The sequence below is a fragment of the Campylobacter sp. IFREMER_LSEM_CL2256 genome (genome assembly GCF_025771645.1).
GTDB lineage: Bacteria > Campylobacterota > Campylobacteria > Campylobacterales > Campylobacteraceae > Campylobacter_D.
The window spans coordinates 26806-39741 of the sequence record NZ_JAKMQQ010000004.1 but is presented as its reverse complement, the minus strand read 5'-3'; the positions used below and the strand labels follow the sequence as shown (position 1 = coordinate 39741).

Here is a 12936-nt window from a genome sequence, read left to right as displayed (position 1 = left end):
TAAATCATGCAAAAAGAACCTATGAGTAAATATGGCTATGAGAAATTAGAAAAAGAATTAGAACATTTAAAAAAAGTTGAACGCCCAAAAGTAGTAGAAGAAATAGACATAGCAAGAAGCCATGGAGATTTAAAAGAAAATGCAGAATATCACGCAGCTAGAGAAAAACAAGCTTTTATAGAAGGTAAGATAGCTGAACTTGGGGATTTGATCTCAAGAGCGCAAATCATCGATCCATCTTCTTATGAGCATGATAGTGTGAAATTTGGCTCAACTGTTGTTGTAGAGGATTTAGAAAGTGAAAAACAAAGCACTTATACTTTAGTAGGGGTAAATGAGGGAAATTTAGAAAAAGGTTATATTTCCATTAGTTCGCCTATTGCTAAAGCAATGCTTGGTAAAAAAGAAGGGGATGATTTTAAAGTGCGTTTGCCAAAAGGCGAGAGTGAATTTGAAATCATTTCTATAGAATACAAAGCTTTGGAATTTTAATTTTTGCAAAAAATAATTATAAAAGAAAATGCTATTTTCATTGCTGATGTGCATGAAAATGAAAATAGGCGTGGTTTTTGGGATTTTTTACAAGCCTTAAAAGATAAAAAAATTCAAACTCCACAGCTTTTTTTAATGGGCGATATTTTTGATCTTTTAATTTATGAAGTAAAAGCCACGCATGATTTTGCAAAAGCTTATATAGACTTACTTGAAGAGCTTGCTGATGAGATTGAAATCATTTATTTAGAAGGTAATCATGATTTTAATTTGGCTAAATTTTTTAAAAAAGTGAAGGTTTTTAGCATAAAACAACAGCCTTTGCTTTGCGAATTTAAAGATAAAACCTTAGTAAAATTATCCCATGGGGATATTTTTTTAAGACCTTTTTTGCAATTTTGCTTAAAAAGTTTGAGAAATCATTATTTGCTACTTTTTTTAAATTTTTTAAATGTTACTAGTAAAGAAAAAATTACTCAAAAAATTTTAAAAAATCAAAATAAAAAACAACTTATTAGAAAAATTCCTCAATTTGCTACTTTAGTAAAAGAGCGTATAAAACACTACAATGTAAAATTTATAATAGAAGGACATTATCATCAAGATGTATTTTTAGAATTTGAGAATATAAAATATTTAAATTTACCTACTTTTGCATACAAGGAAAGTTTTTTTGTAGTAAAATATGAACCAGAAATCAGATTTCACAAAATAGAACTTAAGGAGGCATAATGTTTGATGAGAATGTCGTTAAAACAGGTTCAAATGAAATGGAGCTTGTTGATTTTCGCATCTTTAAGCAAGGCCAAGATAAAGTCTATGAGGGAATTTATGGTGTAAATGTTTCTAAGGTTAGAGAAATCATAAAAATTCCTTTTTTGACTGAAATTCCAGGAGTGCCTGAGTATGTTGAAGGTATTTTTGATCTTCGTGGTGTGGTAATTCCTGTGATTAATCTAGCTAAATGGATGCAAATTCAAGAGCCAGAAATGACAAATATAAAACCTAGAGTTATCATTACTGAATTTAGTAATGTATTAATCGGTTTTATCGTACATGAGGCAAAAAGAATTCGTAGAATTAATTGGAAAAATATCGAGCCAGCTAATTTTGCTACAAGTGCAGGTAGCTTGGATAAAAGCAAAATAACAGGTGTAACTAGAATCGAGGGTGATGAGGTTTTACTTATCCTAGATTTAGAAAGTATAGTGCAAGAGCTTGGAATTTATACTCCACAAACTGATATTGAAGATGATAAGATTCAAAAAATTGAGGGTATAGCTTTAGCACTTGATGATAGTTCTACTGCAAGAAAACTTGTTAAAGATTTACTTAATAAAATCGGCTTAAAAGTTGTAGAAGCAAAAGATGGGGTTGAAGGTTTACAAAAACTTCAAGAGCTATATGGAGCCTATGGTGATGATTTAAATAAACATCTAAAAATCATCGTAAGTGATGTTGAAATGCCTCAAATGGATGGTTTCCACTTTGCGGCTAAAGTAAGAGAAGATGAGAGATTTAAAAATATTCCTATCGTGTTTAACTCTTCTTTATCAAATGAGTTTATGAGTGATAAAGGTGTTAAAGAAGCAGGTGGTGAGGGATATTTGGTTAAATTTAACGCAAGTGATTTCTTTGCTGAAATTTCTCGTGTTATTAAAAAACATGAAAAAGGTGAGGAGTAAAAATGGAAGATATTCAAGAAATACTTGAGGATTTTTTAGTTGAAGCCTTTGAACTAGTTGAGCAAATTGACCATGATTTGGTTGAATTAGAAGCAAATCCTGAAGACTTAGAACTATTAAATAGAATTTTCCGCGTTGCACATACTGTTAAAGGTTCATCAAGCTTTTTAAATTTTGATGTTTTAACAAAACTTACTCATCACATGGAAGATGTTTTAAATAAAGCAAGACACAATGAGCTTAAAATTACTCCTGAAGTAATGGATGTGGTTTTAGAGTCTATTGATATGATGAAAACCTTATTAAATTCTATTAGAGATAATGGAAATGATACAGCAATAGGACTTGATATAGCTCCAATTTGTACAAGATTAACCGCTATTTCAGAGGGTGAAAGTTTAGAGTCTGTTGCACCGGCTAAAACTGAAGAGTCAAAAGAAGAAGTAAAAGAAGAGCCAAAGGCTGAAGAACCTGAAGTTGATGTAAATAAACTCAGCGATGATGAGGTTGAGGCTGAAATTGAAAGACTTTTAAAAGTAAGAAAAGCTGAAGACCAAGCAAGACGTGCTGAAAAGAAAAAAACACAAGAAGCTAATCCAGCTCCAAGTAAACCAGCCGCTCAAGCACAAAATGCAACTGCTGAGAAAAAAGTTCCTGCAGCAGGTGGTGGAAGCAGTGGTGCAAATATGGATCAAACCATTAGAGTTGAAGTAAAAAGACTTGATCATTTGATGAACTTAATTGGCGAGCTTGTTCTTGGTAAAAACCGCTTATTAAAAATTTATGATGATGTTGAAGAAAGATATGATGGGGAAAAATTCTTAGAAGAATTAAACCAAGTAGTATCGCAACTTAGCATTGTTACTACAGATATTCAATTAGCAGTTATGAAAACAAGAATGCAACCTATTGCAAAAGTTTTCAACAAATTCCCAAGAGTTGTACGTGATTTGGGTCGTGAACTTGGTAAGCAAATGGAGCTTGAAATTTCAGGGGAAGAAACTGAACTTGATAAGTCTATTGTGGAAGAAATTGGCGATCCTATTATGCATATGATTAGAAACTCGTGTGATCATGGTATAGAAGATCCAGCAACACGTATAGCTAATGGCAAACCAGAAAAAGGAACCGTTAATCTTAAAGCATACAATGAAGGAAATCACATTGTAGTGGAAATTGCTGATGATGGTAAAGGGCTTGATGCGGATGCTTTAAAATCAAAAGCTATAGAGAAAAACTTAATCACAGAGCGCGAAGCTGATCAAATGAGCGATAAAGAAGCGTTTGCATTGATTTTCAAACCAGGTTTTTCAACTGCTGCTAAAATCACTAATGTTTCAGGTCGTGGTGTTGGAATGGACGTTGTTAAAACTAATATTGAAAAACTAAATGGTGTGATTGAGATTGACAGTGAACTTGGTAAAGGCACTGTGATGAAACTTAAAATCCCACTTACTTTAGCAATTATTCAATCATTGCTTGTAGGTACACAAGAAGAGTTTTATGCTATTCCTCTTGCAAGTGTTCTTGAGACGGTTAGAGTGCCAATTGATGATATTTATACCATTGAAGGTAAAAACGTACTTCGCTTAAGAGATGAGGTTTTATCTTTAGTAAGACTTTCAGATGTATTTGGTGTAAAACAAGTGCTTGAAAATACTGATCAAACTTATGTAGTTGTTATAGGTGTAGCAGAAAGTAAGCTTGGTATTATAGTAGATACTTTAGTAGGTCAAGAAGAAATCGTTATTAAGTCTATGGGTGAATATTTACAAAACATCCAAGGTATAGCAGGAGCGACGATTCGTGGTGATGGTAGAGTTACTTTGATTATTGATGTTGCTGCTATGATGGATATAGCTAAAGAGATCAAAGTAGATATTAAAGCACAAATTGAAGCGCAAGCTAAAAAAGTTGTGAAAGAAAAACCAAGTGATTATACAGTACTTATAGTGGATGATTCTAAGATGGATAGAAATATCATGCAAAAATCACTAGAACCACTAGGTGTGAGTATTATAGAAGCAACTAACGGCGTTGAGGCATTAAATACAATTAAATCAGGTGAGCATGATATTGATGCAGTGCTGATTGATATTGAAATGCCAAGAATGGATGGTTATACCTTAGCAGGTGAAATTAGAAAATATTCTAAATACAAAAACCTTCCACTTGTTGCGGTAACTTCAAGAACTAGTAAATCAGACCGTCTAAGAGGTGTGGAAGTAGGAATGACTGAGTATATTACTAAGCCTTACTCTCCAGAGTACTTAGAAAATGTAGTTAGAAAAAATTTAAAACTAGGATAAGAAGATGAATGATAAATTAAGCCAGGTTTTGCAAAAACAACAAGCGCAAATTGCAGAACCAGATGTGGATAAAGAAGAGGATATTATTCAGCTTGTTGGTTTTGTGGTAGGAGATGAGGAATATGCTATTCCTATTCTTAATATTCAAGAAATTATTAAACCTATAGAATATACTAGGGTTCCAAGTGTACCTGATTATGTTTTAGGTGTGTTTAATATGAGGGGTAATGTTATGCCTTTGATAGATCTTGCAAAAAGATTTAATCAAGGTAGTTCTAAAATGACACCTCAAACTAGATATATTGTTTTAAAAGGCGTAGCAAATGGAAATCAAACTCCTGCGGGTAATGCGGGTTTTGTGATAGATAGATTAACAGAGGCTATCAAAATTCACAGAAGCAGAATTGATCCGCCACCTGAAACTTTACTAAAAGAAAAAGGTATGATTTTTGGTATAGGTAAAAGAGAAGAAAATATTTTAACTATATTAAAAGCTGAAGCTTTATTAAAGCGTGAGTTTTAATGATAAAGCTTTGTGCCTTTGACTTTGACTCTACGCTAATGGATGGAGAAACCATCGACATTTTAGCACAAGAGTATAATGTCGGTGATGCTGTTAAAAGTATCACCGATAAAGCAATGAATGGTGAGCTTGATTTTTTTGAAAGCTTAAGTGCTAGAGTAGCCTTGCTTGAGGGAATGCCAGTTGATCAAGTAAGAAAGTGCTGTGAAAATTTACCTTTGATGAATGGCGCTAAAGAATTATGCGAGTATTTAAAAAATAAAAATATAAAAATTATTGTTTTTAGCGGTGGATTTCATGAGGGAATTGACTTAATACAAAATAAACTTCATTTTGATTTTGGTTTTGCTAACTTTTTGCATAGTAAAAATGGTGTTTTAACGGGAAAAGTTGGTGGAGAAATTATGTTTAACAACTCAAAAGGTATTATACTACAAAGACTTAAGAAATTTTTAAATTTAAAAACAGAAGAAATTATGTGTGTGGGCGATGGAGCTAATGATATTTCTATGTTTAAAGAATGTGGATTAAAAATAGCTTTTTGTGCCAAAGAAATTTTAAGATCTCATGCAGATATTTGTGTAGATAAAAAAGATTTAAAAGAAATAATAAAGGTAATACAATGAAAAAATTTTCACTATGGTGTGATTTTATAGAAAATGAATTTTTAGATCATGAATTTTTGGATTTAATATACTCAAGAACAATCAATGGTGCTACTTCAAATCCTGCTATTTTTAAAAATGCGATTTTAAACTCAGCTATTTATAAAGAAAAAATCAAAAAATCAAATCTCAAAGATAAAAAAGCCTTATATGAGTATCTTGCGGTAGAAGATATTGCTAAGGCTGCAGATAAATTAGCTATTAATTATTATGAAAATAATGATGGTTTTATTAGTATTGAAATTGACCCGAGATTAAAAGATAATACTAGCTTATCTTTGGCTGAGGCAAAAAGATTATACACGCAAATTGCAAAAGAAAATGTGATGATGAAAATTCCTGCCACAGAAGCTTCTTATGAAGTAATGCAAGAATTAATGAAAAATGGTATTAGTGTAAATGCTACTTTGGTTTTTGATTTTGAGCAAACTAAAAAATGCTTTGAAGCTTTAAATTTAGGTTTAAAAGAATTTAGAAAAAATAATACCGCAGCCAAAAAAGAGCCTCGAGCAGTTATTAGTATTTTTGTAAGCCGTTTTGATAGATTATTAAATAATCAAGTTTTAGATAAAAATTATATAGGAATTCTTACTGCAACAAAGGCTTATAATTATATCATTAAACAAAATGAAGCAAATATTAGAGCTTTATTTGCAAGTACGGGTGTTAAAGGTGATGATTTAGAAAAAGATTATTATATTAAAGAATTACTCTATGATAAAGCTATTAATACTGCACCACTAGATGCTATTAAGGCTTTTAAAGGTAAGCAAATCGTATTTAAAGAGCCTTTGAAAGATGAATGTATAGAGAAAAAATTGAATGCAAATATTTCAAAAGATGCTTTAAGTAAAGCTTGTAAAGATTTGCTTGATGATGGTTTAGAGCAATTTTGCATAGCTTATGAAGATATTTTAAAATCTTTATAAACTTATTTAGCTATAATTAGCGTTTATTTTTTTAGAAAGGAAACAGATGTTAGAAGGTATCGTTAGAGAGAGTATCGGTAGAAAAGCTGCTAAAGCTTTAAAAAGAGATGGTTATCTAATTGCAAACATCTACGGAAAAGGATTAGAAAACATCAATGCTGCTTTTAAAGTAAATGAATTTATTAAAGAAGTACGCAAAAAAACTACTTTAGCTTTTGATGTAAAAGTAGCAGATAAAGTATTAAATGTTGTGGTAGTTGATTATCAAAAAGATCCTGTAACTGCAGAATTAAAACACGTAGATTTAAAAGTAGCACAAAAAGGTGTTATTTCTAAATATATGGTTCCTGTAAAAATCGTAGGAACAGCTATGGGTCTTAAAAATAAAGGTGTTTTAATCCAATCAAAAAGAAGATTGAAAGTAAAATGTGCAGCTGAAAACTTACCAAATTATTTTGAATTAGATGTAACTAAACTTGATGTTGGTGATGCACTTTTAATCCGCGATGTAGTTGTACCTGAGGGTGTAACTATGGTTGATGCTGATAGAGTAGCTGTAGTTGGCGTAGAAAAAGCAAGATAAAATGACCTTAGTCGTAGGACTTGGTAATATAGGAGAACAATACGCCCAAACCCGTCATAATGTAGGGTTTATGCTAATTGACTTAATTTTGAAAGACTTGCAAACAACAAAGCTTTCAAATGCTAAATTTAAAGGAGAGCTTTTTAAAAGCTCTTCTGCTCTTTTTTTAAAACCTTCCACTTATATGAATTTATCCGGAGAAAGCGTAAAAGCTGTTAGTGAATACTATAAATGTGATAGAATTATTGTAATCCATGATGATATAGATTTAAATTTAGGTGCTTTGAAATTTAAAATAGGTGGATCAAGTGGTGGGCATAATGGACTTAAAAGTATAGATAATCTTTGTGGTAATGCTTATGAGAGAGTACGTATAGGAGTAGGAAAAGGACAAGATGTAATTTCTCATGTTTTGGGGAAATTTAAACAAGAAGAGCAAGAAAGTTTAACTAAGGTTTTAGAACATAGTAAAAAAGCCTTATTTGAGCTTTTAAATTCTGATATAGAAAAAATCGCTTCAAAATATTCTTTAAAAAGTTAAACGATGAGTATATTTTTTCGCTATATTTCATCTTTGTATTTAAAATCATTTTTTATTTTATTTTTTTCTTTGACTTTTTTCTTTGTAGCGATTGATTTTTTGCTCAATTTCAATAGGCTACCAAAAAGTGCAAATTTAGAGCTTTTATATATTTTTTTCTTAACATGCTCAGCAGCTTCTTATATACTACCTTTAGCTATAGTCCTTGCTTTGGTTTTATGTATTTTTAATATGATACGCTCGAATGAATTTGTTAGCTTATATGCTTTGGGTTTAAGTAAAAATCAAGTGATTTTTTATCCTTTTTTATGGGCTATGTTTTTTTGTTGTGTTTATGTTGGACTTAATTTTAGCTCCTTTGCTTATGCAGATGAATATAAAAGTAATATTCTTAAGCGTGGCGTTGTAGATAGAGAGGGTGGGGAAGTTTTGATTAAATATAATGATAAATTTATTTATATACAAAAAACAAGTTCTCAAACCCTATATAATGTAAAAATCTTTGATGTAAAAAATTTAGACATTCAAAGCATAATCCATGCAAAAACTGCTAAATTTAATGGAGATTCTTGGGATTTAAATGATGCTAAAGCTACTAATGTACCACAAAATTTGATTGTTTCAAAAGAGGGTTTAAGTATAGAAGAATTTAAAAATATTAAAGGTTTAGAAGACTTTTCTCCAAAAATTTTAGAAAGAATTTCTTTAGTAGAGAGTAATCCTTCTTATTCTATTTTAGACGCACTAGAAAGTATGGCAATTTTTGCAAAACAAAATATTTCTACTAATACACTTAGAACAAGTTTGTATTCTTTGGTTCTTACACCATTTTTTGCGCCATTTTTAATGCTTATTGTGTATTATTATTTTCCTTTAACAGCAAGATTTTTTAATCTCGCACTTTTAGCTTTTGTGTTTTTTGTGTGCATACTTTTAGTTTGGGGCTTGTTGTTTTTATTAACAAGATTGAGTGAAAATGAAATTTTACTTCCAGAGCTTGGTATAATGCTACCAGTATTTATTTTAATAAGTATAGGAAGTTTTTATTATTTTAAACACAAATAACTACAAGTGAGGTTTTTATGGATTATTTAAAACTAGCAAAAGAACATAACACACCATTTTATATTTATGATTTTGATAAAATCAAAGAGCGTTTTACAATGTTAAAAGATGCTTTTAAAGCAAGAAAGTCACAAATTTTTTATGCAGTTAAAGCAAATTCTAATTTAAGTGTTTTAAAACTTTTAGCTTCTTTAGATAGCGGGTTTGATTGTGTTAGTGCGGGTGAGATTTATAGAGCTTTAAAAGCAGGAGCTAAAAATTATAAAATTATTTTTAGCGGGGTTGGTAAAAGTGCTGATGAGTTAAAATATGCTTTAGAGCAAAATATACTTTATGTAAATTTAGAAAGCTATGAAGAAATGCTTCTTTTAGAACAAATTGCTAAAGAAAGTCAAAAGATAGCTCGTATAAGCATAAGGGTAAATCCAAATGTAGATGCTAAAACACATCCTTATATTTCTACAGGTTTGCATGAAAATAAATTTGGTGTAGATATAGAAAGTGCTAAAAAAATGTATCTTTATGCTAAAAACTCACAATTTTTAGAGCCAGTTGGAGTGCATTTTCACATAGGCTCGCAAATTCTTGATATAAGCAGTATTCATGGAGCTTCTGCGATTGTTGCAAAATTAGTAAAAGAACTTTTGGCTTTAAAAATTAATATTAAATTCTTTGATATAGGCGGGGGTTTAGGAGTTTGTTATAAAGATGAACAAGAACCAAATTTATATGATTATGCTCAAGGAATTTTAGCAAGTTTACAAGGTCTTGATGTGTGTATAGGTATGGAACCTGGTAGATTTTTAGTGGCAAATGCAGGTGAGTTTGTTACTAAAGTTTTATATGAAAAATTTAATGATAAAAAGCGTTTTGTGATTGTTGATGGGGCGATGAATGATTTATTACGTCCAAGTTTATATAGTGCTTATCATGAAATTAAGCTTTTGGGTGAAAATAAAGAAGAGAGCCTTTGTGATATTGTTGGTGGGGTTTGTGAGAGTGGAGATTTTTTAGCTAAAGATAGAAAACTAGCTAAGACAAAAGCAGGAGATTTGATCATAGTTAAAAGCGCAGGTGCGTATGGTTTTAGCATGAGTAGTAATTATAATACTCGCAATAGAGTATGTGAGCTAGCTTGTGAAAACGGCACAGTAAGAATGATTAGAAAAAGAGAAAGTTATGAGGATCAAATTGCTTTAGAGCTTGATTTTTTAAAGGATTGAAATGTTGTTTTTAGATGTACAAGGGACTTTGATTTCAGATCATGATAAAAGTCCTATAGATGGTGCTTTAAAACTCATTCAATCTTTAAATAAAGAAAAAATTCCTTATGTGATTATTACCAATAATACCAAAAAATTAGATTTTTTAAATTATTTGCAAAATTTGGGTTTTGAAATTAATGAAAAAGTTTATATTGATCCTTTTTGTGTTTTAAAAGATCATTTAAAACCTTGTAAAATAGCAGCTTTTGGAGCAAAAGAATTTTTAGATTCACTTCAAGAGTTAGGTTATGAGCTTGATTATAAAAACCCAAAAGCATTTTTACTAGCAAGTTATGATAATTTTAAATTTCAAGATTTTGCTAGTATGATAGAGTATCTTAAAAATGGTGTGCAAGCTATAGCAATGCATGAAAGTAGTATTTATAAGAAAAACTCAAGGCTTTATCCAGGTGTTGGAAGTATTATGTCTATGCTTAAAAATGCATGCGAGTTTGATTATAAGGTGATAGGAAAACCTAGTAAGGCTTTTTATGCAAGTGCTTTAAATTTACTAAAACAACAAGATTGTAATGTGAGTTTTGAAAAGACTTTAATCATTAGTGACGATTTTAAAGGTGATTTGCTTGGTGCTTATGAGCTTGGCATGCAAACAGGCTTAGTTTTAAGCGGTAAAATTTCTAACACTCAAGGTCTTGATACAACTAAACTTAATTTTGTATATGATAGTATTAAGGATTACTACATATCGAGGTTTAAATGAAAGAGATAGAAAAATTACGCAATAAAATCGATACTATCGATGATAAAATTTTGGTTTTACTTAATGAAAGAATGCTTCATGTTAAAGATATAGGAGTTATTAAGCAAAATTTAGGTGGAAGTATTTATAGACCTGAGCGCGAAAGAGCTATTATAAATAGACTTAAAAATTATAATCATGGTTTATTAGATCAAAATGCAATCGAAGCAATTTATCAAGAAATTTTTGCTGTATCAAGAAATTTAGAAATGCCCCAAAGCATAGCTTATTTAGGACCTGAGGGAAGCTATACGCATCAAGTAGCAAGAACGCGTTTTGGTGCTATGAGTCGTTATACTCCACTTGCAAATATAGAAGATGTTTTTAAAGAATTAGCTCACAAAGAAGCAAAATATGGAGTAGTACCTATAGAAAATAATACAGCAGGTGCAGTGGGTGTGACGCTTGATTGTCTTGGAAAATATGAAGATGTAAAGATTTTTGCTGAAATTTATATGGACATTCATCATTCTTTTGTAAGTATGAGTGAAAATTTAAAAGATATTAAACGCATATATTCTCATCCACAAGGTTATAATCAATGTAGAAATTTTTTAGAAAGTCATGATTTAAGCGAAGTGGAATTTGTAGCAAGTAAATCCACAGCTCATGCAGCTTACTTAGCTTCGCAAGATGTTACTTCAGCTGCGATTTGCTCTAAAATTGCAGCAAAACTTTATAATGTGCCTATATTATTTGAAACGATTGAGGATAATTTGGCAAATCGCACTAGGTTTTTGATTTTAAGTGATATAAAAATACCTCAAATGCCTCATTGTAAAACTTCTATTTTAGCACTTGCTGCACATAAACCAGGTGGGCTTAGTGATTTATTATATGAGTTTAAAAAAGAGGGGATAAATTTAACAAAACTTGAATCACGCCCTATAAAAACAAGAGAATTTGTACATAGTTTTTATATAGATTTTGAAGGACATATTGATGATGAAAATGTCCAAAGAGTATTAAAAAAAGCTGAGCATATAAAATGGCTTGGATCGTATTTATCAGGAGAAAGTAATGAAATTTAATCCTTTTTTAGAAGCTATTAAAACTTATGAAAGTGGCAAGGATATGGATTTAATTGCTAAAGAATATGGTTTAAAAGAAGTTATTAAACTAGCGAGTAATGAAAATCCTTATGGTACAAGTAAAAAAGCTAAAGAAGCCATTATAAATAATGCACATTTAGCTCATTTGTATCCTGATGATACTATGAGTGATTTAAAACAAGCTTTAGCGCAAAAATATGATATTTTAAAAGAAAATCTCATCATAGGTAGCGGGAGTGATCAAATCATAGAATATATAGTACATGCAAAACTTGATCATTCTAAGGCTTATTTACAATGTGGGGTTAGCTTTGCTATGTATGAAATTTATGCAAAACAACTAGGAGTTAAGGTTTATAAAACCCCAAGCTTAACCCATGATTTAAATGAGTTGTATGAGTTATATCAAAAGCATAAAAATGAAATCAAAGTAATTTTTTTATGCTTGCCTAATAATCCTTTAGGTGAGTGTTTAGACGCAAGTGAGGTTTTTGAGTTTTTAGAAAAAATTGATGAGGATTGTTTGGTAGCCATTGATGGAGCTTATAATGAATTTGCTTCATTTAAAGATAGCAAAAAACATATCAATCCTAAGGAATTAATCCATAAATTTCAAAATACAGTATATCTAGGAACCTTTTCTAAGCTTTATGGTTTGGGTGGCATGAGAGTAGGTTATGGTATAGCTTGCAAGGAAATTATCAATGCGTTTTATAAATTAAGAGCACCTTTTAATGTGACTAATTTGAGTTTAAAAGCTGCTGTTGCTGTGTTAGATGATGATGAGTTTGTGCAAAAAACTTTGGAAAATAATTTTTCACAAATGAAACTTTATGAAGATTTTGCTAAAAATTATAAAATTCGATACATTCCAAGCTATACAAATTTTATTACTTATTTTTTTGATGAAAAAAATAGCACAGATTTATCTGAAAAATTGCTTAAAAACGGTATAATAATAAGAAATTTACAAAGTTATGGTTTAAATGCTGTGCGTATAAGTATAGGTACAGAGTATGAAAATTCAAGGTTTTTTGAAGAGTTTTCTAAAAATTTTTAGTTTGTAG

The 12936-nt window shown here is 30.5% G+C and carries 14 protein-coding genes; all 14 read left to right on the top strand.

The window, feature by feature from the left end; genetic code table 11:
- Nucleotides 1-6: 6 nt before the first annotated feature.
- Genes greA through hisC form a run of 14 tightly spaced genes read left to right on the top strand, consistent with a single transcriptional unit; the run spans nt 7 to nt 12929 of the window.
- Entirely contained in the window at nt 7-492 is a 486-nt protein-coding gene (gene greA / locus L8U00_RS02785) for a transcription elongation factor GreA (protein WP_039619215.1), read from the top strand.
- A 3-nt stretch (nt 493-495) separates the two neighbouring features.
- Entirely contained in the window at nt 496-1224 is a 729-nt protein-coding gene (locus tag L8U00_RS02780) for a UDP-2,3-diacylglucosamine diphosphatase (protein ID WP_263708445.1), read from the top strand.
- Nucleotides 1224-2177, top strand: a complete 954-nt coding sequence (locus tag L8U00_RS02775; protein ID WP_263663913.1) for a chemotaxis protein — start codon at nt 1224-1226, stop codon at nt 2175-2177. Before L8U00_RS02780 ends, L8U00_RS02775 begins: the two co-directional genes overlap by 1 nt.
- A gap of 2 nt (nt 2178-2179) precedes the next feature.
- A complete protein-coding gene (locus tag L8U00_RS02770) occupies nt 2180-4486 on the top strand; it encodes a chemotaxis protein CheW (RefSeq protein WP_263708444.1) in 2307 nt (768 codons plus the stop codon).
- 4 nt (nt 4487-4490) lie between these two features.
- Nucleotides 4491-5009 (top strand): chemotaxis protein CheW, encoded by a 519-nt coding sequence (locus L8U00_RS02765; protein WP_039668837.1) that lies wholly within the window; start codon nt 4491-4493, stop codon nt 5007-5009.
- The gene (serB, locus tag L8U00_RS02760) at nt 5009-5635 is read left to right on the top strand and encodes a phosphoserine phosphatase SerB (protein ID WP_263706718.1); all 627 of its coding nucleotides are present in this window, start codon (nt 5009-5011) and stop codon (nt 5633-5635) included. The genes L8U00_RS02765 and serB overlap by 1 nt, the downstream gene beginning before the upstream one ends.
- Nucleotides 5632-6603 (top strand): transaldolase, encoded by a 972-nt coding sequence (locus tag L8U00_RS02755; RefSeq protein WP_263708443.1) that lies wholly within the window; start codon nt 5632-5634, stop codon nt 6601-6603. Before serB ends, L8U00_RS02755 begins: the two co-directional genes overlap by 4 nt.
- Nucleotides 6604-6649: 46 nt before the next feature.
- Complete coding sequence (locus L8U00_RS02750; protein ID WP_133319540.1) at nt 6650-7186, top strand: 50S ribosomal protein L25/general stress protein Ctc; 537 nt, start codon at nt 6650-6652, stop codon at nt 7184-7186.
- 1 nt (nt 7187) lies between these two features.
- The gene (pth, locus tag L8U00_RS02745; RefSeq protein WP_263682443.1) at nt 7188-7727 is read left to right on the top strand and encodes an aminoacyl-tRNA hydrolase; all 540 of its coding nucleotides are present in this window, start codon (nt 7188-7190) and stop codon (nt 7725-7727) included.
- A gap of 3 nt (nt 7728-7730) precedes the next feature.
- Nucleotides 7731-8792, top strand: a complete 1062-nt coding sequence (locus tag L8U00_RS02740; RefSeq protein ID WP_263708441.1) for an LptF/LptG family permease — start codon at nt 7731-7733, stop codon at nt 8790-8792.
- Between the two features lie 17 nt (nt 8793-8809).
- Nucleotides 8810-10015 (top strand): diaminopimelate decarboxylase, encoded by a 1206-nt coding sequence (gene lysA / locus L8U00_RS02735; protein ID WP_263708440.1) that lies wholly within the window; start codon nt 8810-8812, stop codon nt 10013-10015.
- Nucleotide 10016: 1 nt separating this feature from the next.
- Nucleotides 10017-10778 carry an HAD-IIA family hydrolase gene (locus L8U00_RS02730; protein ID WP_263708439.1) on the top strand — a complete coding sequence of 254 codons (762 nt, stop codon included), beginning with the start codon at nt 10017-10019 and terminating at the stop codon, nt 10776-10778.
- Nucleotides 10775-11848, top strand: coding sequence for a prephenate dehydratase (gene pheA, locus L8U00_RS02725; RefSeq protein ID WP_263708438.1), 1074 nt, complete (start codon nt 10775-10777; stop codon nt 11846-11848). The genes L8U00_RS02730 and pheA overlap by 4 nt, the downstream gene beginning before the upstream one ends.
- Nucleotides 11838-12929 (top strand): histidinol-phosphate transaminase, encoded by a 1092-nt coding sequence (gene hisC / locus L8U00_RS02720; protein ID WP_263708437.1) that lies wholly within the window; start codon nt 11838-11840, stop codon nt 12927-12929. The genes pheA and hisC overlap by 11 nt, the downstream gene beginning before the upstream one ends.
- The last annotated feature ends 7 nt before the right edge of the window (nt 12930-12936 follow it).

Coding starts and splice junctions, on each gene's coding strand:
- L8U00_RS02740 (WP_263708441.1), top strand. CDS start 7,731: ATGAGTATATTTTTTCGCTATATTTCATCTTTGTATTTAAAATCATTT.
- L8U00_RS02775 (WP_263663913.1), top strand. CDS start 1,224: ATGTTTGATGAGAATGTCGTTAAAACAGGTTCAAATGAAATGGAGCTT.
- L8U00_RS02750 (WP_133319540.1), top strand. CDS start 6,650: ATGTTAGAAGGTATCGTTAGAGAGAGTATCGGTAGAAAAGCTGCTAAA.
- pheA (WP_263708438.1), top strand. CDS start 10,775: ATGAAAGAGATAGAAAAATTACGCAATAAAATCGATACTATCGATGAT.
- serB (WP_263706718.1), top strand. CDS start 5,009: ATGATAAAGCTTTGTGCCTTTGACTTTGACTCTACGCTAATGGATGGA.
- pth (WP_263682443.1), top strand. CDS start 7,188: ATGACCTTAGTCGTAGGACTTGGTAATATAGGAGAACAATACGCCCAA.
- greA (WP_039619215.1), top strand. CDS start 7: ATGCAAAAAGAACCTATGAGTAAATATGGCTATGAGAAATTAGAAAAA.
- hisC (WP_263708437.1), top strand. CDS start 11,838: ATGAAATTTAATCCTTTTTTAGAAGCTATTAAAACTTATGAAAGTGGC.
- L8U00_RS02730 (WP_263708439.1), top strand. CDS start 10,017: ATGTTGTTTTTAGATGTACAAGGGACTTTGATTTCAGATCATGATAAA.
- L8U00_RS02755 (WP_263708443.1), top strand. CDS start 5,632: ATGAAAAAATTTTCACTATGGTGTGATTTTATAGAAAATGAATTTTTA.
- lysA (WP_263708440.1), top strand. CDS start 8,810: ATGGATTATTTAAAACTAGCAAAAGAACATAACACACCATTTTATATT.
- L8U00_RS02765 (WP_039668837.1), top strand. CDS start 4,491: ATGAATGATAAATTAAGCCAGGTTTTGCAAAAACAACAAGCGCAAATT.
- L8U00_RS02770 (WP_263708444.1), top strand. CDS start 2,180: ATGGAAGATATTCAAGAAATACTTGAGGATTTTTTAGTTGAAGCCTTT.